General features: G+C 37.0%; 17 protein-coding genes. 10 read left to right on the top strand and 7 right to left on the bottom strand.

Annotated elements, in window-relative coordinates; translation table 11 throughout:
* The first annotated feature begins 23 nt into the window (after nt 1–23).
* Complete coding sequence (locus F6K27_RS05540) at nt 24–1,499, top strand: glycoside hydrolase family 13 protein (RefSeq protein WP_287274838.1); 1,476 nt, start codon at nt 24–26, stop codon at nt 1,497–1,499.
* Nucleotides 1,500–2,419: 920 nt separating this feature from the next.
* On the opposite strand, the gene F6K27_RS05535 is transcribed toward F6K27_RS05540, so the two are convergent.
* The 3 genes from F6K27_RS05535 to F6K27_RS05525 all read right to left on the bottom strand — a co-directional run bounded on the left by F6K27_RS05535 (nt 2,420) and on the right by F6K27_RS05525 (nt 8,535).
* Nucleotides 2,420–3,310: an alpha/beta fold hydrolase gene (locus F6K27_RS05535; protein ID WP_287274840.1), complete on the bottom strand. Its 891-nt coding sequence runs from the start codon at nt 3,308–3,310 to the stop codon at nt 2,420–2,422.
* A 500-nt stretch (nt 3,311–3,810) separates the two neighbouring features.
* Complete coding sequence (locus F6K27_RS05530) at nt 3,811–4,389, bottom strand: thylakoid membrane photosystem I accumulation factor (protein WP_287274842.1); 579 nt, start codon at nt 4,387–4,389, stop codon at nt 3,811–3,813.
* Nucleotides 4,390–4,656: 267 nt separating this feature from the next.
* Complete coding sequence (locus tag F6K27_RS05525) at nt 4,657–8,535, bottom strand: AAA-like domain-containing protein (RefSeq protein ID WP_287274844.1); 3,879 nt, start codon at nt 8,533–8,535, stop codon at nt 4,657–4,659.
* Nucleotides 8,536–8,895: 360 nt separating this feature from the next.
* On the opposite strand from F6K27_RS05525, the gene F6K27_RS05520 reads away from it, so the two are divergent.
* On the top strand, nt 8,896–9,024 hold the full coding sequence (locus F6K27_RS05520) for a hypothetical protein (RefSeq protein ID WP_287238920.1): 129 nt from the start codon (nt 8,896–8,898) through the stop codon (nt 9,022–9,024).
* A 336-nt stretch (nt 9,025–9,360) separates the two neighbouring features.
* On the opposite strand, the gene F6K27_RS05515 is transcribed toward F6K27_RS05520, so the two are convergent.
* Complete coding sequence (locus tag F6K27_RS05515) at nt 9,361–9,699, bottom strand: P-II family nitrogen regulator (RefSeq protein ID WP_287238918.1); 339 nt, start codon at nt 9,697–9,699, stop codon at nt 9,361–9,363.
* A gap of 281 nt (nt 9,700–9,980) precedes the next feature.
* On the opposite strand from F6K27_RS05515, the gene ilvB reads away from it, so the two are divergent.
* On the top strand, nt 9,981–11,819 hold the full coding sequence (gene ilvB / locus F6K27_RS05510; RefSeq protein ID WP_287274846.1) for a biosynthetic-type acetolactate synthase large subunit: 1,839 nt from the start codon (nt 9,981–9,983) through the stop codon (nt 11,817–11,819).
* Nucleotides 11,820–12,311: 492 nt separating this feature from the next.
* Here the strand turns inward: ilvB and nagA are convergent, their stop codons facing one another.
* Nucleotides 12,312–13,535, bottom strand: coding sequence for an N-acetylglucosamine-6-phosphate deacetylase (gene nagA, locus F6K27_RS05505; protein WP_287274848.1), 1,224 nt, complete (start codon nt 13,533–13,535; stop codon nt 12,312–12,314).
* Between the two features lie 367 nt (nt 13,536–13,902).
* On the opposite strand from nagA, the gene F6K27_RS05500 reads away from it, so the two are divergent.
* From F6K27_RS05500 to F6K27_RS05480, 5 genes are all read left to right on the top strand, one after another.
* Complete coding sequence (locus F6K27_RS05500; RefSeq protein ID WP_287274850.1) at nt 13,903–14,616, top strand: chromophore lyase CpcT/CpeT; 714 nt, start codon at nt 13,903–13,905, stop codon at nt 14,614–14,616.
* On the top strand, nt 14,609–14,737 hold the full coding sequence (locus tag F6K27_RS05495; RefSeq protein WP_275670404.1) for a hypothetical protein: 129 nt from the start codon (nt 14,609–14,611) through the stop codon (nt 14,735–14,737). Before F6K27_RS05500 ends, F6K27_RS05495 begins: the two co-directional genes overlap by 8 nt.
* Before the next feature lie 230 nt (nt 14,738–14,967).
* Nucleotides 14,968–15,483: a 5-(carboxyamino)imidazole ribonucleotide mutase gene (purE, locus tag F6K27_RS05490; protein ID WP_124145914.1), complete on the top strand. Its 516-nt coding sequence runs from the start codon at nt 14,968–14,970 to the stop codon at nt 15,481–15,483.
* A 185-nt stretch (nt 15,484–15,668) separates the two neighbouring features.
* Entirely contained in the window at nt 15,669–17,126 is a 1,458-nt protein-coding gene (locus tag F6K27_RS05485) for an ammonium transporter (protein WP_124145913.1), read from the top strand.
* 77 nt (nt 17,127–17,203) lie between these two features.
* A complete protein-coding gene (locus F6K27_RS05480) occupies nt 17,204–18,067 on the top strand; it encodes an SGNH/GDSL hydrolase family protein (RefSeq protein ID WP_287274852.1) in 864 nt (287 codons plus the stop codon).
* Nucleotides 18,068–18,295: 228 nt separating this feature from the next.
* On the opposite strand, the gene F6K27_RS05475 is transcribed toward F6K27_RS05480, so the two are convergent.
* Nucleotides 18,296–18,439: a hypothetical protein gene (locus tag F6K27_RS05475; RefSeq protein ID WP_287300849.1), complete on the bottom strand. Its 144-nt coding sequence runs from the start codon at nt 18,437–18,439 to the stop codon at nt 18,296–18,298.
* Nucleotides 18,440–19,445: 1,006 nt separating this feature from the next.
* Between F6K27_RS05475 and F6K27_RS05470 the strand changes: the two genes are divergently transcribed.
* A complete protein-coding gene (locus F6K27_RS05470; RefSeq protein WP_287274854.1) occupies nt 19,446–20,651 on the top strand; it encodes a 4-hydroxy-3-methylbut-2-enyl diphosphate reductase in 1,206 nt (401 codons plus the stop codon).
* Between the two features lie 509 nt (nt 20,652–21,160).
* Nucleotides 21,161–22,204: a hypothetical protein gene (locus F6K27_RS05465; protein WP_287274856.1), complete on the top strand. Its 1,044-nt coding sequence runs from the start codon at nt 21,161–21,163 to the stop codon at nt 22,202–22,204.
* 123 nt (nt 22,205–22,327) lie between these two features.
* Here F6K27_RS05465 and F6K27_RS05460 read toward each other — a convergent pair whose 3' ends face one another.
* Nucleotides 22,328–23,014: an ABC transporter ATP-binding protein gene (locus F6K27_RS05460; RefSeq protein WP_240039063.1), complete on the bottom strand. Its 687-nt coding sequence runs from the start codon at nt 23,012–23,014 to the stop codon at nt 22,328–22,330.
* Between the last annotated feature and the right edge of the window lie 890 nt (nt 23,015–23,904).

Raw genomic sequence — 23,904 nt, 5'->3', positions numbered from 1 at the left:
CCTAATTAAAGAGATAATTATCTATGCAAATTCAAACACCAGAGTGGGTAAAACACGCCGTATTTTACCAAATTTTTCCAGACCGTTTTGCCAAAGGTCAACCACCTACCCAAACCAGAAAAGGTATAGACAAAGGTTATTATCCTTCTACCCTAGAACCTTGGGATGAACCTCCTACTCCCCAAGGTTACAAAGGTGGCAACCTCTGGGGTGTCATCGAACAACTTGACTATATTCAAGACCTGGGGATCACTGCTATTTATTTCACCCCTATTTTTCAATCAGCTTGTAACCATCGCTATCATACCCATGACTATTACCGAGTCGATCCAATTTTAGGAGGTAATGAAGCTTTAAGAGTATTAATAGATGCTGCCCATGATCGCAATATTAAAGTTGTTCTGGATGGAGTTTTCAACCACGCTAGTCGCGGTTTCTATTTCTTCAACGATATCTTAGAAAACGGTCCCCACTCACCCTGGTTACATTGGTTCAAAGTTGAAAATTGGCCTCTATCTGCTTACGATGGTAGTTTACCTGCAAACTATGTCGGGTGGGTAGGCAACCGCGCTTTGCCTGTATTCAATCACGATAACCCAGAAGTGAAAGAATATATTATGCAAATTGGGGAATATTGGTTAGAGTTTGGTATTGATGGTTGGCGGTTGGATGTGCCGTTTGAAGTTAAGACCCCTGGGTTTTGGCAAGAATTTCGCGATCGCGTCAAAGCTATTAACCCGGAAGCTTATATTGTGGGTGAAGTCTGGAGTGACTGCGTACAATGGTTGGATGGTAGTCAGTTTGATGGGGTGATGAATTATTTGTTTACTGGCCCAACTATTGCTTTTACAGCGGGCGATCGCGTAGATATTGACCAAGTTAAAGGTTGTGACTATTCAGCTTACCCAGGTATATCTGCTGTTGAATATGGTCAAAAAATGCAGGAGTTGCTGCAACTCTATCCTTGGGAAATTGAACTAACTCAACTGAATTTATTAGACAGTCACGATACAGCTCGAGTTTTGAGTATTGCTCAAGGAGATCAAGTAAGTGTTGAGTTAGCTACTCTGTTGTTAATGACTTTTCCTGGCGCACCTAGTATTTATTATGGTGATGAAGTAGGTTTACCAGGGAAGTTAGACCCTGACTCTCGTCGTGGTTTTCCTGCTAGGGAAAAATTGGATAATCAAGTTTTGGAATATCATAAAAAGTTAATTGCTATTAGAAATCAATATCCAGCTTTGCGTACTGGTATTTATGAGGTTTTATTTGCCGAGGGAAATGTGTATGTATTTGCTCGTATTTTAGGAGATGAGGAAATTATTGTGACTATTAATAGTGGTACGGAAGCAGCAAATGTAAATGTTTCTGTTACTCAGTTTAATTCTCGACCTAGTAAAATTGTTTATGGTAGTTGTGAAATTTCCTGGCAAGAAGAATCTACTCAATTAGAATTGAATTTACTACCTAGAAAAGGCTGTATTTTCGTTAATAATTAATTGTATTATATCATGTTTGGTTGAAGACTTACACCTTGGAGGAAGGAAGGCAGAAGGCAGAAGGGAAGAAAAGGTTAGAAGGGATAAAGTTTTTTGGCCGCGTGAGCGTAACGGAGTTCTATCACTGATTATCCGTTAGCGTAGCTCCCCCGGAGGGGGAACATGATATTATAGATTCATAAAAGTAGTTAATTATTTTCTTTTTTTAAGAAATTATTTGTCAACAAAAGATCGAGTAGGATGTGTGACAGTACGCTGACCATTTATCGAATAATGGTCGGTTTGACTGTCATTCACCGCATGCTGAATGATCAACTAATTAAAGTAATTGATGAACAGAAAAATTTTCATTATGACCGAAAAAATTTTGTCTCAAGTTTCCCCTTTTAAGGGGATAAAAAGCGTTTGAGACAAAAGCATTACGCATTCACCAATCCCAAATTTTCTATATATTCTTCGATAATTTGATGCTTGGCTTTAGTATGAGGGTCTATTGTAGGAAGCTCACTGCCATCAGCACCTCATTTTGCTTTCGAGTTACTCATTATTGCTTTTCTCCAGAAATAAAATTACTATTAGGAAAGTAATATAAGTATTGTGCTTATATACGCTTGGATATTCAAATTATTCTATCAATTTTATACAACAATGAAAATTGCTACTAAACTCACTCAAGAACAGGCGCAAAAACTTGCCTTTATCCAGGAAAAAAATCAACAAAGCACAGATGAAATTTTACTATCTGCTCTAGAGTATTACTATCAATAACTTTTGAATACTTCTGAAAACCATCTGGAAAAATTTAGTAAACTGGACTTTATTGGTTGTAGTGAAGCTGAACCTAATCTTGCTGAAAACAGTGAATTAATTTTGATAAAAAGTAATAGATAATCAAGAATAATTACTTAATAAATCTATCACTAATTATCTCTAATAAAATCAAGAATATAATTAGCAGTAACTTGTGACTTTTCCAAGTGAGGAACATGACCGCAATTAGGAATCCAAATCAGTTGAGAATTAGCGATCGCGCCCTCCAATTTACCAGCATCACTAGTACCTAAAATCCGGTCATTTTCTCCCCACAAAATCAATGTTTGCTGTTGTAGAGAAGGCAATTTTTGTTTGAAATTACCATACCCACCACTCTTAGTAAAAGAAATTAAAGCTTGATTCCAACCAGGCATTTCTAGATGCAATCTGGCACAAATATTAGCATCTAAAGTCGCAAAACTTTTATCAAAATAAGCACTACGACTAATATTTGCTCGAACCTGGGGACGACGCAAAAATTCTGTGGCGAAATAGTCAAGTGGAGGAAAAATAAACTTACTAATAATCGGATTATTTTGCATTCCAGCACTATCAATTAATACCAATTTTTTCACAACTTCCGGGTAAGTCAGAGTAAAATCAATAGCAGCAGCACCACCCATAGAAGCACCTACTAAAATAACAGGTTGGTTAATTAAACTTTTCCAAAAATAATAAAGATGAGTAGCGATCGCTTTTGGATTAATTTTTAAATTGGCTAATCTATCTGTAAAACCAAATCCCAATAAATCAACAGCAAAAGTTTGATTTTGAGCAGCAAGTAATGGTAAAAGACGACGATATTCAAAAATAGAACTATCAAAACCATGTAGTAATAAAATCGGGGTATTATCTTCACCTTGAGAGACAAAACTTGTATTAATTGCTTGAGAATTCAGAGGAGTAGAAATTGACTTATACTGAATATTTTGAGCAAAAGAAACAGATTTAGATTCAGTCAAACTTTCAGTTAATTTTGGTAAAAAATCAGGATACATTGGCGCTTAAAAAGGGAATAGGGAATAGGGAATAGGGAATAGGGAATAGGGAACAGTAAAGGAGGGAAAACAGGGTTAAAGATTAGCAAACACAAGGATATAGTGTATATTAGCTACAGATATTAACAATTCAATGCCTGTAGTGCGGGCATCTTGCCCGCTATAGCATCTTGCCCGTGATGGGTGTAGTTCATCAAAGTGGAATCTGCTGTATCAGGACTTATGGATGAAGTACGAAAAACTAGGAGCTGAGATTGCTTTCCGTTCCGGACTGCTCCGCAAACCCTGTCGGTCGCAATGACAAAAATATGTTAAAGGCAATCAATTAATAGCTGATAGCTGATAGCTGAATGCTTACCTAAGACTAAGATATGAGATTGCTTTCCGTTCCGGACTGCTCCGCAAACCCTATCGGTCGCAATGACGAAAATACATTAAAGGCAATGAATTAATAAATGAATTAATAGCTGATAGCTGATAGCTGACCGCTGAATGCTTATCTAATTACTCAATTCAATATTTACCTCATTAAGAATTCTACGCTTAAGTTCAACAGACTCAGAGCGAGGTAATAAATCAAAAACTTCTCTAAAAGCATCATCTACTTTTTCAAAAGCAACTTGACCTTTAGCATTTAAAACAACTTTTCCTTCTTGGTCAATTAAAACAGTTTGAGGTACAAATCCTTCATAATAATAAGCTGATTGTGTAGAATCATCAGTTATAGGAGTAACAATAGCATCCACATTAACAGGAATAAAACTTGCTGCACGACCATAGAATGCTTGAAGTTGAGAAACTACAGTAGAAAATTGTTTACAATCTTTACTATCATCTAGAAAAAATACTAATAGGGCAGGTTTAGAACTTTTGAGAGATTCTTTTAATGTTACTCTAGCAGGTACAAGAGAACCATTACCCGCATAAAGGGCAAAAATATTACCATCAAATCTATCATCATTTAGACTTGCTAAAGCAGTGGGTGTAGCTATTAGCAGTAATAAAAATATCGCTAATAAAAAACTCAATAAAGTGGAGATAATTTTTTGCCATGAAAATTGTTGTATTGAATTTAGCATAATTTAAGGTTGTAGATTTTAAGTTTAATTGATCAGGACTTACGCACTGACAACATACAGCAGATTTCGGGCAAATGGTGTACAAGATGAATGGTGAAAATATTGCAGTGCGCGCATCTTGCCCGCTTCGGAGTGTACCTCATAACAACGGAAAGTGCTGTATACAGGATTTCGGTGCGTTACGCTAACGCTAACACACCCTACTGGACTGTTGCTCTAGTTTCCTTCTTCCTTCTTCCTTCTTCCTTCTTTCTTCTTCCCTCCTAACTACATATCACAAATTTCTAAATCATCCTTCACCTTGGGATGAGTAATAAAATAATCTTGAAGCCAATCACAAGAACCTTTCAACAAATCATTTAATCCTTTCACGCGCCACAACTGTAAATTATTATCCACCAAAGTTGCCACATATTTACCATCCAAACTTAAAGCCTTAGCATTCTCAAATTGAGCTAATTGACGTCCAGTAATATCCCAAATTCTTACCATTCCATCTTTGCCCATACTAGCCACCTGCTCCCCATCAGCACTAAAAGTCAAATTATTCACACTACCTATATTGCCCTTCAGATCAGCAATTTGATTCCCCGAAAAATCCCAAATTTTGACTACCCCATTGCTATCTCCCGTCACTATGTACTTTCCAGATGGACTAAAAGCCATACTCTCGACCCAACTTGAAAGAATTTTCAATTCTGACACAAGCTGAAAAGAACTATCCCAGATTTTGGCAATACCATCCTCTCCAGCAGTACCAATATATTGTCCGTCTGGACTAAAAACCACATCCAACACACGACCATTATGCCCTTTTGACTCAGCCAACTGTTGACCAGAATTATTCCAGATGCGGGCAACACCATCTTCTCCCACCGTTGCTAAACGTTGCCCATCTGGGCTAAAACCAATTTGCTTTGCTCTGCCCTTTTTACCTTTTAGCTCTATCAACTCTTCTCCTGAAATCTTCCAAATTCTCCCCTGACCACTATCTCCCGCAGTAGCTAGACGTTGACCATCAGGACTAAAACTCATATCCCCAAACATTCCCAGATATCCATTAAATTGAGCTAAAGGTTTTCCCGAAATATCCCAGATGCGGGCAGTACCATCAACTGCTGCTGTTGCTAATTTCTGACTATTAGAACTAAAACTTACTGACCCAAAAATATCGGAGTTTCCCTGAAGAGTTGTCTCGTGATTACCTTCTAGTGACCAAATTCTACCTGTACCATCCTCTCCCAAAGTTAATAGTCGTTGTCCATCAGCGTTAAAGTTAACTTCCCAAACCCTGCCTTGATGTCCTCTAAGATTGGCTAACAAATTACCATTATTGTTCCAAATTTTCACACTGCCGTCACTACCTGCTGTAGCTAAACGTTCACCATCTGGACTAAAACTAACACTGGTGACAATTCCTTGATGTCCAGGAAGTTTTGATAATACTTGGCCTGAAGTATCCCAGATCGCGACTGATCCATCTTCTCCTGCTGTAGCCAAACTTTTGCCATCCGGACTAAAGCTAACATTCCAGATCCCGCCTTCACCTCCCTTAAGTTTGGTTAGTAGTTTACCGGAACTACGTCGCCAAACCCTAATTGTGCCATCCCATCCAGCAGTGGCTAAACGTTGACCATCTGTACTAAATATTACTTTTTCGACGCTACCTTTATGCCCCCTGAGTCTGGCCAACTGTCTTCCGGATCGATTCCAAATTCTCGCAGTCCCATCCCATCCAGCAGTAGCTATATATTTACCATCAGGGCTAAATGTGACATCTAAGATTCGACCTTGATGTTTTTTGAGAGTCGCTATTTTCTTGCCTGATATATTCCAAATTCTTGCAGTGCCATCTTCTCCTGCTGTAGCTATATATTTACCATCAGGACTGAAAGTAATTTGCCAAATTTGACCTTCATGGCCTTTTAGTTCTACTTGCTGCTTACCCAGAAAATCCCAGATTCTAACTGTACTATCATCTCCTGCTGTAGCTAGAATGTTTCCTTCTGGTGAAAATTTAATGTGAGAAACTTTGCCCTGATGTCCTCTTAATTGAGCTACAGACTGACCTGAGTATTTGAGGATTTTGGCTGTACCATCATTGTTAACTGTGGCGAGTAGTTGGCCATCAGGACTCATGGTAATTTTTTTGACGTTGGGAATTTGATTTTTCTCGTGAATATTGTTGAGTATTTGTTGTAAGGCAAATATGGGACTTGTAGCTGGATAATATTGAAGTGGGCGATCGCCTCCAACTAATTCTTTTAGTTCTTTTCCAGCTTGCATTGCTGATAGTAATGCTTCTATTTCTGCAATTTCAAATTTTCTTAAAGCAGTAATTCCTTTGTGTTCTAGTTTTGTACCTTCTTGTGCTTCTTGAAGTTCGTACTGTGCTTTTTCTAGTTGATATTCTGCTCTTTGAAGTTGATTTTGTGTATCTTTAAAAAGTTTAGTTGCCCAACCAACTACTGTCATTGCTGTTATTGAGACTATAACTAAACCCGCCACTCCTAGTTTCAGTTTATTCTGCTGATTTGAAGATGTTTTGACTTTTTTCCGAACTATCTGTTTTTTCTGAACTTTGTTATTAATTTTTTCTGTTGGTTTCTCCTGTTGTTTCTCTAGTAATTTAAGCGGAATATTATTGGGATTATTCTGATTTTTTTGTACTGGTTTCTCCTGTTGTTTCTCTAGTAATTTAAGCGGAATATTATGGGAATTATTCTGATTTTTATGTGCTGTTATTTCCCCTAATTCATGTTGTTGCTGAACCTGAATTTCATTTGAATTATTATTTTTATTATCTTTTTCTTTTGGGTTTAATACCCCGCCGTCTACAGGGTTTTGATAATTAGTTAGGGTTTGAGTCCCTATCCACTTTTTATTCCTTCCTTCTTCCTTCTTCCTTCTTCCTTCTTCATTAGAGAAATCAGATACCATTAGAGATATTTTTTCCTGGTCATTTAATTCTAATATTTGAGGATTAGTTTGAGGAGCTGTAGTTACTGTTGGTAAATATTGTTGTACCCATTCTTGATTAAAAATTTCTGCATATATCGGACTGTATACCTCTAAAAAACCACGATTTATTTTCGCTACACCAGACCTCAATAACTCTTTAATTTCCCATTGATGATTAGCGATCGCATCATTTTTAAATTTTTGATTATCTTGACCAGGCGGTCTTAATCTACCATGTTTTAATATTTGTTGATATATTTCTAAATGACTGGTAGATTTCTGTATATTCTTCAGCAAAAGATTTTGTATTTTATTGAAATGAATTGGGTAGTCTTGTGAATCCCAGTTTTCTATAACACAAATTTTTACTAAATCTTCTATTAAAGCTATCTCATTATAATTTTCTTCTCCTCTTCTTTCTCCCAGATAGTCAATCGCTATTTGACACAGTTTTTGCGTTAAAAATGGTTGTCCACCCGACCAATATAATATTTTTTCTATAACTTGTAGTGGCTTTTTAACTATGCCTTTAAATAGCTGCGCTAAATGAGCTACTTCTTCTTTTTTGAAACTATTAAGTTCAATATATCTACATCTATCTATTAAATTATCGGGTATAGTTGTTCCTAACAAAGCAAATGTTAAACGTTGAAATTTTGGATTATTTGTTCTTTGCTCAATACAATAATCAATTAATACCCCTAAACTACTAAAGCCCGAATTAACAACACTCTCATCATTAACTTCATCTATAAAAATTACTATTTTCTCATTTTGAGTATTAACTAACAATACCTCTTCAATAAAAATAAATAATCTTTCATCCCCAGGCAGATATGCCATTTCTTCCCACCATAATTCCGGGAAATGTCGAGGAAATAAAAAAGTCTTCTCTAAAGTTAAAATTATTTGCTCATACCATTCTTCTATAGTCAAAAGTTTATTATTAACTCTAGTCATATCTAAAGCAATACAGATAATATTTTCTGCTTGCAAAAGTTGTATTGTTCTAATTTTTAAACTTGATTTTCCCGTTTGTGGAGAACTTAATACATAACAATATTCACCTTTCTTCAAAGCATTAAATAACTCTTTATCTGCCGAGCGTCTAACATAAGTGGGATGTTCTAATGCTAAATAATTACCTACTTGATAGCTATATTCTTGATTCTTCTGTATTTTCATATTTATCTTGACTATCCTCACTCTAGCAACTGTATCAAATATAAACTTTCAATCCCAATTAACTCAAAATTGCACTTTTATTATTTTATTCAGTTTTGAAAAATGAATTATTATAGAAATCAACATTTGGAGAACAAATTTTTTCCTGGTTTATCTTTAGTTAATTATACTTATAATATGTTTTGAAGAAATATTTATACTTTCTTTGCTTTTACCCTGTAGCTCCACTCAAAAACTCTAGTTATAGCAAAAGGTCATTTCAGGAAGAAGGAAGAAATGGGTGTTGCTTAAATTTAATAATAATTAGACATCTACTCCACGCATAGGTTGGGGAGTATGTGAAGGCCTATTCATAGAGGAATGTTGCAGTTTGTTGGTTTTGATGTATTGGCACCAGAAATTTTATATGCACCTGTTCGGATTACCGATGAGCAGAGAGTGAAAATATTGGAAAATTATGCTGCTCGTCTGAAGGAAATAAGTAAATAATTTGGCATTGATGTTGGTATTTATTAATATACCGTAGGTTGGATAAAACGGCAGTAATACTCAACAAAAAAAACCACATTTGTTTCAGCTACTTTCCCTCAATTCAACCTACAGCTATAACTACAATAAATGTTTTTAGAAGGTCTAACAAAAGCTAGACGTTAAATGTTAGGTTTTGAGGTATAAAAAAGTTTTGACACTTCAATTATTAGACCTATTAAGCAAATTGAAAATCAAATAAATGACAAGACAAAAATCATAAATTTTTCTTTGCCAGAAGTCTCAAAGTAACTTCTAACTACCTATCACCTAACACGAAAAAACCTCTCTCTAAAACTAGATTGCTTCTATATTACTTTCCCCAGTCCTAATTCTCACAATTCTATCTACTGGAGCAATGAAAATCTTACCGTCACCGATCTCACCAGTACGGGAGGCAGCAATAATTTTGTCAACAACCATATCCACCTGGTCTTCTTCAACTACAATTTCAACCTTGAGTTTCTGCAAAAACTCAACTGTATATTCAGAACCACGATACCTTTCAGTTTGACCCTTCTGACGCCCAAAACCTCTGACTTCAGAAACAGTCATACCCACGATACCAGCATTAACGAGAGCAATTTTAACCTCGTCCAGCTTAAAAGGCCGAATAATAGCTTCTACTTTTTTCAAGTTACTCACTCCTTACACTTAATTTTTTAGTTTACTAGTTTATCAGGATGACATCTTTTTAGAACGCAGCCAAGTGGGCCTGATTTGTTAAGAAAAATACATTTACTCAGCAGTTTTTTGAGTAGGCTTCTAAAATCTTAAAAATACCGAAAAAATTACTCTTGTTAGAAAATCTTAAAGTTTTTTATAAATTATGTAAAAAAAGACTTTTTATTACATCTCATTTTTGATTAAAATTATACTTTTAACTATACATAATAGTATCTAGAGAGGAATTGCCTGTGCAATTACAAACTAAAGTTACCCTAAAACGAGCAACGGGTGCTTTTGCACTAATGGATAGTCTCAAGCGTCATGGAGTCAAACACATATTTGGCTATCCCGGGGGTGCAATATTACCAATTTACGACGAACTTTACCGTTCAGAAGCAGCAGGAGACCTAGAGCATATTCTAGTCAGACACGAACAAGGAGCGGCTCATGCCGCCGATGGATATGCCCGTGCCACTGGTAAAGTAGGTGTATGCTTTGCTACATCTGGTCCCGGAGCCACAAATTTAGTAACAGGCATAGCTACTGCTCACATGGACTCAATTCCTATGGTAGTAGTTACAGGCCAAGTCGGCCGAAAAATGATTGGTACTGATGCCTTTCAAGAAACAGACATTTATGGCATTACTCTACCAGTTGTTAAACATTCTTATGTTGTCCGAGACCCAAGGGATATGGCCGGAATTATTGCTGAGGCATTCCATATTGCTAGTACAGGTCGTCCTGGCCCAGTCTTGATTGACATTCCCAAAGATGTAGGTTTGGAAGAATTTGACTATGAACCCGTGGAAGCAGGTTCCATCAAACTACCTGGATACCGTCCGACTGTCAAAGGCAACCCCCGGCAAATTAACCAAGCTGTAAATTTGATGCTAGAGGCACGGCGTCCTCTACTATATATAGGTGGTGGTGCCATATCCGCAGATGCTCATGCAGAAATTCAAGAATTAGCAGAACATTTTAATATTCCTGCAACTACTACTTTGATGGGTAAAGGTGCTTTTAATGAACATCATCCCCTATCAGTAGGAATGTTAGGAATGCATGGCACTGCCTATGCTAATTTTGCAGTGAGCGAGTGTGACTTATTAATTGCTGTTGGTTCCCGTTTTGATGACCGGGTAACTGGAAAGTTAGACGAATTTGCTTGTCATGCGAAAGTAATTCATATTGATATTGACCCGGCAGAAGTAGGTAAAAACCGGACTCCTGATGTTCCTATTGTTGGGGATGTACGCCAAGTTTTGATAGACTTGCTGCGTCGTTGTCGAGAAACAGGAGATTTAGTTAATCCCGATCAAACTCAGCCTTGGTTAGAAAAGATTAATCGCTGGAAACAAGATTATCCTTTAGTTGCCCCCCAACATTCAGATAGTATTTCACCCCAAGAGGTAATTAACGAAATCGGCAAAATGGCTCCAGATGCTTACTATACAACTGATGTTGGTCAGCATCAAATGTGGGCTGCTCAATTTCTGAAAAATGGGCCTCGGCAATGGATCTCTAGTGCAGGTTTGGGGACTATGGGTTATGGGATGCCTGCTGCTATGGGGGCAAAGGTGGCACTGCCAAACCGGGAGGTGATTTGTATTGCTGGTGATGCGAGTATTCAAATGAATATTCAGGAGTTGGGGACTCTGGCACAGTATGGCATTAATGTTAAAACTGTAATTATTAATAATGGCTGGCAGGGTATGGTGCGTCAATGGCAAGAGGCATTTTTTGGTGAGCGCTATTCTTCTTCTAATATGGAGGTGGGAATGCCTGATTTTGTGATGTTGGCTCAGGCTTATGGAATTAAAGGTATGATGATTTCTTGTCGGGAGGAGCTGAAAGAGGCGATCGCTCAAATGTTGGCTCACGATGGACCTGTGTTGATGGATGTTCGTGTGACTAAAGATGAGAATTGTTATCCAATGATAGCACCTGGTAAGAATAATGCTCAAATGCTTGGTTTACCTATTCACAAGCAACTTGAACAAGCTGTGGAGTTCATGACTTGTAGTAATTGTGGGGCACAAAATAGTGTTACTCATAATTTCTGTCCTGAATGTGGCACTAAATTGTAATTGAGAAGGAAGAGGGAAGAGGGAAGAGGGAAGAGGGAAGAGGGAAGAAGAAAAATATTGCTTTGTCTAACAAGGCTTACGCACCAAGCGCCATATCTAGTAGGGGCGAATGGCATTTGCTAAGGTAAAGCTCCGAATTGCGCCCCCTACAGATAGCTTTCAGCAAATTTTTTTTTGAGACGCTCTGGTTTGCCTTTGCGTAGCATCCCGTTCCGAAAGTATTCCGGAACAGAAAAGTCTCCCGAACAATTCTTCCTACTTTGGTAGTGCTCAATATGTAATGATAAAGGAGTAAAAGTTACTGTCCAAATTTTTCAGCAGATTTTTTTTGAGATGCTCTGGTTTACCTTTGGATAGTATCCCGTTCCAAAAGTATTCCGGAACAAAAAAGTCTCCCGAACAATTCTTCCGACTACTTTCTCGGTCTTCCCACCCTCCCCACACTTCCCACATTTTGCTTTTTTCAGCAAACTCTAAATATTCTCTGCCAACTCAAATCCTCGTTACAAAAATAACTTCTGACTCTCTTGGTGCGCGTTCCCTTGCGACTGGTGTCGTCGCGGGGTCGCACCGCTTCTGACTTCTGACTTCTGACTTCGTTACCCTCCATCTCAATAAATTTTTCCCAGACTTACCAATAATTTCACTATCTATTCCTAACGCCTTCCGGGGTGCAATAGTCGCCAAATAAATTCCCGTCTCAATATCACAAATTCCCCACTTCACCAAATTATTAACCCCAACTAATAAAGGTAAAGTTGTTCCTGATAAAGTTCCATCTTTTAATCTTGCCGTACCATTTTTAACTTCTATTTCTCTAGTATCCCAAGGATAAATTCCATCAGGTAATCCCAAGGGCGATAAAGCATCACTAACCAAAAATATTCCCTGCCGATATTGACTCGCTTTCAACAAAATTTCTATCATTGTTGAACAGACGTGCTGACCATCAGCAATTAAACCACACATAACATCCGAATTTGTAATTGCTGCCCCTAATAAACCTGGTTTTCGATGATGTAAACTCGGCATCGCATTAAAAGCATGAGTCACCATTGAAGCTCCAAGTTTAAAAGCTTTTTCTGCTTCATTTGCTGTGGCTTGAGAATGCCCTAAACTAACTGTAATTCCTAGATTTTTTAAATAGGGAATAACTGTTTCTGTGGAGTCTAATTCTGGAGCTAAAGTAATGATTTTAACTATCTCAGCATACTCTCCCAAAACTTCTTTGACATTTTTGAGCGTTAATGGTAGTAAATATTCCAATGGATGAGCGCCTCGCTTTTCTGGATTGAGAAAAGGACCTTCTAAATGAACGCCCCAAATTTTTGCCATTTCTGGGTCTTGAGGTTGTGAGGCAAAATTGTGGAAGATTTGGAGCGATCGCTGAATATTATCTATAGAAGTTGTGACAATAGTGGGTAAAAAAGCATCTATTCCTTGCTGCCATAAATACTGACAAATTTCCTGTATTTTAGTAGTAGAATTTGCATCTACTTCCGGAAAAGCTAAACCTAAAGCACCATTAATTTGTAAGTCAAACCCACCGAGAGAAACCCAATCTTGTTGAACATCAATAGTGGTAGATGCGGTAGGTAAAAGTTCTTCTGTTTGAGAGATAATTTGTTTAATTTTGCCAGTAGAGTCGATTAAAATCTGCTGTAGGTTTTGATAACCAGGAACTTTAGCGTTAATAATTCTAGTAGTTAAATTCACGAGCTTAAGTAGGTAGATTTCAACAATTAATTATTAATTATTAATTATTAACAATTACCTCTCCTTTAAAAAGGAGAGGATTGACTAATCATGAAAATTTTTCTTTATTATCCCCTTAAAAGGGGAGGCGCATACCCACAATTTTTCAGTAATTAAACGTTAAAAAATTGTAGGGGTGGGTTTAACTGAAAGCTTTGACTTCAGCGCGGTCGAGTTCTAAAAACCCGCCCTTTAATATTACGTTTATTTATGCTCACCTAATTAAATTAAAATTTTAAGAAAAATTAGAGTTAGGAAAATATTAGAATCTGTGTTAAACTAGGTGGCAATTTAATAAGATATTTTTGATGAAAAGAAGTGTAGAAAAATGCAGATAAATCAACTTAAATTTTGTACTCTAAGCACTCTACTTTTAAGTGTGACATTTGCTCAAAAAAGTCATGCTGCAACTATGATGCCTCCCATTTTATTTCAAGTGGAGCAGGTATCACAATGGTTCACTGGCTTATTTGATAATACTAAACAGGTTGCTGATAATCCTATGATTCCTCAGATTACAATGTCAAATTGTCCGGTTAAACTTATTGGCAGTGACCTGATGGAAAATACAGAAACTGTTTATTTAGAACAAACAACAGGAGGATTTCCTTTTCGGGTGCGCTTGTATTCTTTTTTTAGTAATAATGACTCTCAAGTTACTATTAGTATTAATCGTTTCCTCAACGAAACTTCTTTATTTGGTTTATGCGATCGCCCTGAATATGAACAGTTTATTAATGCTACAAATTTAGATGATTTTAACTGTGAAGTCAACCTTTCTTTTGTTTCTAATACCTATGTAGGGACTAACGACCCTGAAGGTTGTTCAACGACTTTTCCTGGAGGTAAAGTTGTTTCTGATATTGTTATTCAGCCTAATAGTATTGACTCTTTAGATAGTATTTTTGATGGTAATGGTAATCTGTTATTTGGCACACCTATAACCTTTAATCGCATTGAAGCAGTTCCTGAACCGTCGATATTATTCGGGTTATTTATATTAAGTAGTTTAGGATTAGGAAAAGCCTCTAAACATGATTAAAAAAATCTGGTTTCTGGGAATAACGATGAAAGAGTCAGGAGTCAGGAGTCAGGAGTTAGGAGTTAGGAGTCAGGAGTCAGGAGGAAAGAAAGAAGAGGAGGAAAAGGAGAAAGTTTTTTGATCGCTAATTATCCGGACATGATTAGGACTTACGCAGATATGCTATATATAGCGCTCACAACTATTGGACAATAGTTATCATACTCTATACATAGTGCCTTTGCGTAAGTCCTGATGATATTATAAAAATTTTCTTTTCACAAAGGTAGACTACAAAACTTTTGCCCTCTGCCCTCTGCCTTCTGCCTTTAAGCTAAAATCTCTGTATTTTTAATGAAAACTCCTATAAATATGAACCCAATCATCGGAATTATTATGGGCAGTGACTCAGACTTGCCCACAATGAAAGAAGCGATCGCTATCTGTGAAGAATTTGAAGTCCCCTCAGAAGTCGCCATTGTCTCTGCCCACCGCACGCCCCAGAGAATGTTTGAATATGCCCAAACTGCCCATCAAAGAGGATTAAAAGTCATAATTGCCGGAGCGGGTGGTGCAGCACATTTACCAGGGATGGTCGCATCTTTAACGCCACTACCGGTAATTGGTGTCCCTGTACAAACCAGAACATTACAAGGTATAGACTCCCTATACTCTATAGTACAAATGCCAAGAGGAATACCAGTAGCCACAGTAGCGATCGGCAATGCTAAAAATGCTGGTTTATTAGCAATTCAAATATTAGCATCCCACCAACCAGAATTATTAGAACGAGTCCAAAAATATCGTCAGACCCTAGCTGAATCAGTAATGGACAAACAAACTAAATTAGAGGAAATGGGGTACCAGGAATATTTAACACAAATTTAATTAAATTGCAAACATTTGAGAGCAAAAATCTGACAAATAATTGGTATTGTTACAGGCAGAGACTTTTGTGAAAAGACTCAAACAGCTATTGCTACTAAATCAAATAAAAGTAGCAAGAGATACAGAAAATCTATACAAGAATTGATGCGCTATTTTCACTTGTAAACTATTAATTAGTTCTCACAATGAAATCTAAAGTAAAGTTCAAGAACAATAGAACAAAAAAGAAACAGTTATTATCAGCAAGATATAGCAGTTTCTTAGAACCGACAGCACTGATAAACAGGTTAGATCGGACAAGATGGTTTTCCCCTGCGACATTAGCCTGCATACCCCTAGTATTCATAATTATTGCGTTATGGGCAGGAGCTGCCACAGCTCAAGACCAAGAATTAACCCCAGAGTATGTCAAAGGGGTATTAGACTCAATATGGATTTTGGTAGCTTCAATATTTGTGATTTTTATGAATGCTGGTTTCGGAATGTTAGAAACAGGTTTTTGTCGTCATAAAAATGCAGTTAATATTTTAGCAAAAAACCTAATTGTATTTGCCTTAGCTACATTAGTTTATTGGTCTATAGGATTTTCCATAATGTTTGCTGGGGACCATCCCTTCATTGGTGGGGGTGGTTTTTTCCTAACTGGGGAAGCTACTAGCTACGGACTAGACCCATTTCCTTCTGGTTTACCATTGCCTGTATTTTTTCTATTCCAAGCAGCTTTTGCCGCTACGGCAGCCACCATTGTTTCTGGCGCTGTAGCTGAAAGGATTGAATTTAGTGCCTTTTTATTCTTTAGCTTGTTAATCACAGGTATTTCATACCCCATTACCGGACATTGGATCTGGGGTGGTGGTTGGCTAGCTGAAATGGGCTTCGGTGATTTTGCCGGTTCAACAGCAGTCCACTCAGTGGGTGGTTGGGCAGCACTGGTCGGAGCATATATTTTAGGGCCAAGAATGGGCAAATATGATGAGGATGACCAACCGAGAGCTATTCCTGGTCATAATATGGGTTTTGCTACCTTGGGCTGTTTAATTCTGTGGATCGGCTGGTTTGGCTTTAACCCTGGTTCAGAACTAGCAGCAAACGAAAATGTGGCCTATATCGCCGTAACTACAAATTTAGCAGCAGCAGCAGGGGGAGCTACCGCAACTATTACATCTTGGTTGAAAGATGGTAAGCCAGACCTTTCAATGATTATTAACGGCGTTTTAGCTGGACTGGTAGGTATTACAGCAGGTTGTAATGGCGTATCTTATTTAGAGGCAGTAATTATCGGTGCTGTTGCTGGCATCATTGTTGTGTTTTCTGTACCTTTGTTTGACCAGTTGAAAGTTGATGACCCAGTAGGTGCCACATCAGTTCACTTAGTCTGTGGAATCTGGGGTACTTTAGCTGTTGGTATTTTCGTTGAAGATGCTAATATTTTGACTCAGGCCATAGGTATTATCTCTGTAGGATTGTTTACAGTGATTATGAGTACTATCTTCTGGCTGGCTTTGAAAGCTACTACAGGTATTCGTGTCCATGGAGAACAAGAATTTGAAGGCTTGGATATTGCTGAACATGGTATGGAAGCTTATACAGGGTTTATGAAGGAACCTGATGCCCTTGGTACTGGCATAGTGCAAAAACACTAATGGGAAAATTCTAGGTAAAATAGCCATAGCCATAAATCAGTTACTTCAGTATCGGAGACTAATTTAATTCAGCTACGGTGTTTACTTTATCTAAAAATGTTCCAACTTGGGCTTGGTGTTCTTTAGCTGCTAACGGGCTACTGTTATTAACAGTGGCCACTTTAGTTATGAATGACTACAAATTGTCAGAAGAGCCTCAAGCAAATGCTACAATCAACTATGCTACTGATAGGATTAGAACTAATAGACCAAGTCCACTATTTGGGGAAGCGAGGAAAGAGCTTCTGGCTATTGGCAGAAACCATAAATGGACTTATGCACAATGGGTAGAACAGTTACAGCGAGAGGCGATCGCTGCAGCTAAAAATCGTCCTGATCGTCTAACTGTTATGGTGGGAGATTCTTTGAGTCTTTGGTTTCCATCGCAACTTCTCCCTAGAGATAGAACCTGGTTAAATCAAGGAATTTCTGGAGAAACTTCGTCTGGCCTATTGAAGCGACTTTATTTATTTGATAGTACGAGGCCAGAAACAATTTTTGTGATGATTGGTATTAATGATTTAATTCATGGAGAAAGCGATTGGGCGATTTTAGCAAATCAAAGAAGAATTATTAACGAATTACGATACATTCATCCTGGGAGTCAAATAGTTATCCAATCTATTTTACCCCATAGTGGAGAGGCGGCTATCTGGGAAGGTCGCGATTATCTTTTACAACTACCTAATAGTCGCATCAGAAGAATAAATCGTAACCTAAAAGCGTTAGCTGATGATGAAGGAGCATTTTTTTTAAATCTTCACCCACTATTTACAGACTCTCAAGGTTTTCTCCGAGGGGATCTTAGTACCGATGGTCTGCATCTAAATGATAATGGTTATCAAATTTGGAGTACGGCGATCCAAATGTATAGCAAAATGAGATTAGAAGAACCCCAGTAATATTAAATCCGGTTGAATACTTATCATATATTTGGGGGTGGGGATATGGGGACCAACCCCTAATATCATGTTCGGTTGAATACTTATAAATGACTGTTGTGAGGAGTCAGGAGTCTGGAGGACCGAGTCAGGAGGAAATATTGGAGAAAAAGAACAAATATTCGAGAATAGTATTGATAATTTAAGTATTTGTTTGGTACTGTCGATACCCGGAGTCCTTCAATTTTATCATTTTCTTTGTGGGTTTAATACCCCACCGTCTACAAGGTGTTCAAAATTACTTGGGGGAGCGAATCCCCATGTAATTTTCCTCCTGTCTCCTGTCTCCTGTCTCCTGTCTCCTTCTTCAATATAACTGACCCGTCCGAACATGATATAACCCCTCCCAGGACGGGAATATGGGGTTAGGGGGAGATTTAATATTGAAGTGTGGATAGAATTATAAACATATACTGTATAACCGGATTCTATGTAATACCATTTCTCAAAAACTTTTCTACATTTTATTGAGTGGGGGAGTAGGGACGTTGCATGTAACGTCCCTACAGAGTAAACATAAAAATAATTAATATTAACTGAGCTGCTAATTAGCAAAAATGGATTTTGTCTGTATTAATTATTTAATAACTGAAGTTTTACTTAAGTAAAGCATTACTTTTGAGAGTTGGTATAAGTAATTTCAGTTATCAGTTATCAGTTATCAGTACATCTAGCTGAAACAAGAGGCTTGAAATCTGAAATATTCTTTCTCTTGGTCGATTGGATATGGCGTTAGCGGAGTGGCTCTGCAAGAGCAGGTTTCCTAGCCATCCTACCCTACAGGAAGCTCCGAAGATCGACAGCTTTTTATACCCTTAAAATCGGGGATTTTAGGCCATTATTTTAAGGTAAAGAGTTTTTCTATAACATAAGCCTTTTTATGCAAAACTCCATAATTTTAGTTCTCAAAGTGCTTGGATAACTTTCCACTTTTTATATCAAAACACAAATTACACCCTAAAATGGGGAAGCTTTAAACTGAATTTTTCGGTAACTATTTTTTTTGACTTTGATAGAAATAATTAGCGGTTTACCAGTTTTTGTAATACTTGATTATACTCATATGTGGAATGTGGAATATTCAGAAAATCATACCAATTTTATTTCCGGTATTAGGTAGTTATAAAATCTCCTAAACTAGGAACATATTATATTTATTTCTGCCCATCGACTTCCCAGTTTATGTGTAATTTATACCATGTCTGCTTAATTAGAGATCAAAACATTTTTTTCTCTATCATTCCTGCTTCCTCTTTCCTAGTTCTTGCTCCCTACCCGTAACGCTATAAGTACTAATTGCTATAAGATAAAAGAGATTTATCAAGGGTTGAAAATAATCATGGATACAAAAGCTTTTACCAGAGCACTAAAAAAATCTGAGAATTATAACCGCAAAGGGTTTGGTCATGGGGAAGAAGTTGCCACAGTTATGCAGTCTGTTTATCAAAGTAACTTAATCCAACAAATTAGAGATAATGATTATACCCTGCAAAAAGGGGATGTTACTATCAAACTCGCAAAAGCTTTTGGTTTTTGTTGGGGTGTTGAAAGGTCAGTAGCAATAGCTTATGAAACTCGTCAACATTTTCCTAACCAACAAATTTGGATTACTTATGAACTAATTCATAATCCTTCTGTTAATCAAGATATGAGGGATATGAAAGTTAAATTTATCCCTGTAATTGATGGTAAAAAAGATTTTTCTGTAGTTGGAGATAATGATGTTGTAATATTACCTGCTTTTGGTGCAAGTATTCAGGAAATGCAAATATTAAAGGATAAAAATTGCCAAATTGTTGATACTACTTGCCCTTGGGTTTCTAAAGTTTGGAATAGCGTAGAAAAACATAAAAAGAAAAAATTTACTTCTATTATTCACGGTAAATATAGTCATGCAGAAACTATAGCTACTAGCTCTTTTGCTGATAAATATTTGATAGTTCTGAATAGATCGCAGGCAGAATATGTCTCTAATTATATTCTCAATGGTGGCAACCGTGATGAGTTTATGGATAAGTTTAAACTAGCTCATTCTGAAGGTTTCGATCCGGATTTAGATTTAGAACAAATTGGTATTGCTAATCAGACTACTATGCTGAAAAGTGAAACTGAGCTAATAGGAAAGTTGCTAGAACGAACAATGATGAAAAAGTACGGACCAGATAAATTAAATGAGCATTATCAAAATTTTAATACTATCTGCGACGCGACTCAAGAACGGCAAGATGCAATGGCGGGTTTATTCGATGAAAAGTTAGATTTAATGGTAGTAATAGGAGGTTTTAATTCTTCTAATACTACTCATTTACAGGAAATGGCAATAGAAAATGGCATTCCTTCCTATCATATTGATGGTGCTAACAGGATTTTATCTGGGAATAGAATTGAACATAAACCTTTAGGAAATGAGGTGAAAATATCCGCAGGTTGGCTGCCTGAAGGTGAGGTAGTTGTGGGTGTGACTTCTGGTGCTTCAACCCCAGATAAAGCTGTTGAAGATACTATTAATAAAATTTTGGCAATGAAGTTGGTTGCTGTGAATTGAATATTGGTTTGTTTTGATTGATAAAATTGAGGGGTAAACTTAATATCACAGTTTCACCCCTACTACAAAAAAATTAGGCGTTGCTGATTAAATCTAAAAGCATTGACATATTAAAGACAAGTGCTTTTTTGGGGTCGAATTGCAGTGCGCCTGTTTCAGTTCTTCATGCCCAAAAAGTTAGTATTTTAGGCGCATAGTTGGGCAGAACAATCTGGGGAAAATTCTTACTCCTACCTCCTCGCTCCCGATCCATTTCTCCCCTCCACGGTCGGGGTTAGGGGTGGGTTGTCTCCTGTCTCCTGTCTCCTGTATTCCCCTCCACGGTCGGGGTTAGGGGTGGGTTGTCTCCTACCCCTACTAAAAGACTTTTGAGCGTAAACCCTAATTAGGCGTTGCTGAATTGAGCTATAGAAGTCTGCCTAACGTTTGATGTCAGCAGCGGAAAAAATCTCTCCAAAAAAGCCCAACTGTCTCGCCCATCTGCAGTTCATCAAGTTGGAAACTGATGTATGTCTAATCTCGTCAAACTCTTAAATTTTACTGCCAACCCACAGTTAGAAAAGTCATTAGGATATAAATCTAACCATCCCTGGGTAGCTTTTCACTGGGAACCAGAAATTGACCAAGTTATGTACAATGACGGTAAAAATATCGGTGCTGGTATTAGTGTTGCTTGGCAGATTTTTCTTCAGCATCCTCTGGTAAATTCTCAAGTACAAGATTATCAGTTAAATGAAACCGATCAATATTGGTTAATTGTAGATAGAAAAAATAGAAATCTATATGTAGGAACAGCAAAAATTGTTTCTACTATGTTAGAACAACCAGAAAGTTTAAAGTTATTAGCTTGTCTGGATGAAAAAGCAGATATAGTTTCTGAGGTTAGTCAAAATTTTAATTATTCTCCAAAGAAACGACTTAGAATAAACTTATTTGACCAAAATATTAAATCTTTAATTGTGATAACTGCCAGTGTTTTAATAGCTAGTATTACTTTTGGTAGCTGGTTATTAATGAGGTCAAAATTTCAACAGCAAGCTAATCAAAATGAATTGCCTACAGCAGTAGTTGATGGTTTTACCTGTGGTGTTGGAGGTAGTAATAATTTTTCATCTTTTTTTAATACTTCTAATGGAGAGAAGGAGTTACACTTGGTAGGTGTTTATGAGGCACGCTCAGATCATTATGGTGGATATCATCCCACAGGCATAATTAATGTCAAAATAGAAAGAAAAAATCAGCCTGTCATTTTAGCTCTCTCTTCTTATGAACCTGTACATTGGAATGTTAGTTTGGGTAAAGAAGTTAAATTAGAGAAAGTAATTATTAATGGATATCATGACCAAGAAATTTCTGGTATTTCTGGGATACCTATAGAAGAGTTTAGTTATCAAGGAACAGGTAGCTATATTGGTGAATTTGCCTATCAGTGGAATAAATTTCACCACCATCCTAGTACTACCTCATTAGTAACTAAGCTTGAGCAAATTACTAATACTAATTTAACTTCTTTTCAAGGGTGTTATCGAGGAACAAATTTTACAATTAAATAAAACAATACAGAAGTAGCCAACAAAAACAAAGAAAAAGAAAAGTAAACAAAAAAAATGAGTTCCCAGGGTTAGATTAATATCTGGAAAGTTACAATAATTCTAGATGTGAATATATTACTAAAATTACAGAATATGATCGGATAGTTGTTTATTTTCCTGTACAACCCCATCTTCAAGATAAACTACTCTATCAGCAGAACTTACTATTCTAGGATCGTGAGTGACCATTAATACTGTACAACCACCTTCTTTAGCAAGACGACGCAGTAACTCAATAACTGTATGACCACTGTGAGAATCTAATGCTGCTGTGGGTTCATCAGCCATAATAACTCTAGGACTGCCACATAGTGCGCGGGCAATAGCCACTCTTTGTTTTTGGCCACCAGACAAATCTCTTGGATGTAACTTGGCCTGAGGTGCTAGTCCTACTTGCTCTAAAAGTATTTGAGCTTCATGTTTTGCTGCCTTACCTTTAATACCCTTCATATTCAGAGCCACTTCTATATTTTCTGTTGCCGTCAATGCAGGGAACAAATTAAATCCCTGAAAGATAAAGCCAATATTCTTAAGTCTAAACTTGGCTAGTTGGCTTCTGGACATTTTAGTGATTTCTTGTCCCAGGAGACAGACTCTACCAGATGTGGGTGTTAATAATCCTGCTAAGATTGACAGCAAAGTAGTTTTACCAGAACCAGATGGTCCCATCAATAACTGGACATCACCTTTGTTTACTGTCAAGTCAATATTCTTCAGTACCTGGTATGACTGTTTTCCAGATTGGTAGGTCATTGTCAACCCACAAGCCATAATTGCTGATGTGTTCAATTTAGCAATCTCTCTATAAGTGCAGACATCAGTGCTTTTAGTTTTGGTTGCGGCAGCCATGTACATATTGAAAGTGGTCATAGTGTGACTTTATAGTAAGCTAGAGTGTTTCTGGGGTAGAGGAATATACCTCATGGTAATGTTTGCTTATGCAAGCATTATTATACGAATGTCTTTGGTTACCCAATTTTTTGCTTTGGACATAATCATAATTGAATTTCTTTGACACTCTCACAGTTAAATCTCGCGATTATAACGGGAGTTCTCTTTCTAACATTTATGATAGGAAAATTTAAGTTACAAGTCTGTGAGTTATTCAAATATCATGGCCTCTCACCTGAAGAACAACTTTATATATTTTCATCAAATTCTATTTTAGCCTAATCAGCCCTAAAGTAAGAGATAAAATTGAATAGGTAGATACTATTTGCTGAGAATTGAATGAGAATAAATACTTTAAATAGTAAATAGGTAGAGGTAGAAGTTACATATTTTAGTGCTTGAGTATTTTCTTCATTTTTGCCTGACTCAATTTCGGATTATTCAGTGTTTGGCTTCAAACATCAGAGTTATGAATATTGATGGCTCAAGTGCAAGTTATTGGCATAATTTTAGTCTACATCTTTAACCATAATTATAACCCTGATCTTATGCTTATGGTTCACAAAATTTTTTTGTCTCCAGGATGTACTTATTAGTACCCAAGTACGGTTATGATTTTGTATTCAAACTATTAACTAATATACATAATAGGGAATAAAAGCGATCGCTAAATAAATTGTCTTGCTTAAGAAGTCTGTCTCTTCAGACACAAAATAGTTAAACTTGTTGCCAGAGTTGCTGAATAGGTGATGGAAGACCGGAAAGATAAA

Origin of the sequence: Okeania sp. SIO2F5 (assembly GCF_010692685.1) — a bacterium.
Classification (GTDB): domain Bacteria; phylum Cyanobacteriota; class Cyanobacteriia; order Cyanobacteriales; family Microcoleaceae; genus Okeania; species Okeania hirsuta.
This window is presented reverse-complemented; position numbering and strand designations above follow the sequence as displayed.

Bases quoted from the DNA above. Each gene is read 5' to 3' on its own strand.
- F6K27_RS05540 (WP_287274838.1), top strand. From the start codon at position 24: ATGCAAATTCAAACACCAGAGTGGGTAAAACACGCCGTATTTTACCAA.
- F6K27_RS05535 (WP_287274840.1), bottom strand. From the start codon at position 3,310: ATGTATCCTGATTTTTTACCAAAATTAACTGAAAGTTTGACTGAATCT.
- F6K27_RS05530 (WP_287274842.1), bottom strand. From the start codon at position 4,389: ATGCTAAATTCAATACAACAATTTTCATGGCAAAAAATTATCTCCACT.
- F6K27_RS05525 (WP_287274844.1), bottom strand. From the start codon at position 8,535: ATGAAAATACAGAAGAATCAAGAATATAGCTATCAAGTAGGTAATTAT.
- F6K27_RS05520 (WP_287238920.1), top strand. From the start codon at position 8,896: ATGTTGCAGTTTGTTGGTTTTGATGTATTGGCACCAGAAATTTTATAT.
- F6K27_RS05500 (WP_287274850.1), top strand. From the start codon at position 13,903: ATGCAGATAAATCAACTTAAATTTTGTACTCTAAGCACTCTACTTTTA.
- F6K27_RS05495 (WP_275670404.1), top strand. From the start codon at position 14,609: ATGATTAAAAAAATCTGGTTTCTGGGAATAACGATGAAAGAGTCAGGA.
- purE (WP_124145914.1), top strand. From the start codon at position 14,968: ATGAACCCAATCATCGGAATTATTATGGGCAGTGACTCAGACTTGCCC.
- F6K27_RS05485 (WP_124145913.1), top strand. From the start codon at position 15,669: ATGAAATCTAAAGTAAAGTTCAAGAACAATAGAACAAAAAAGAAACAG.
- F6K27_RS05475 (WP_287300849.1), bottom strand. From the start codon at position 18,439: ATGTTCGGACGGGTCAGTTATATTGAAGAAGGAGACAGGAGACAGGAG.
- F6K27_RS05470 (WP_287274854.1), top strand. From the start codon at position 19,446: ATGGATACAAAAGCTTTTACCAGAGCACTAAAAAAATCTGAGAATTAT.
- F6K27_RS05465 (WP_287274856.1), top strand. From the start codon at position 21,161: ATGTCTAATCTCGTCAAACTCTTAAATTTTACTGCCAACCCACAGTTA.
- F6K27_RS05460 (WP_240039063.1), bottom strand. From the start codon at position 23,014: ATGGCTTGTGGGTTGACAATGACCTACCAATCTGGAAAACAGTCATAC.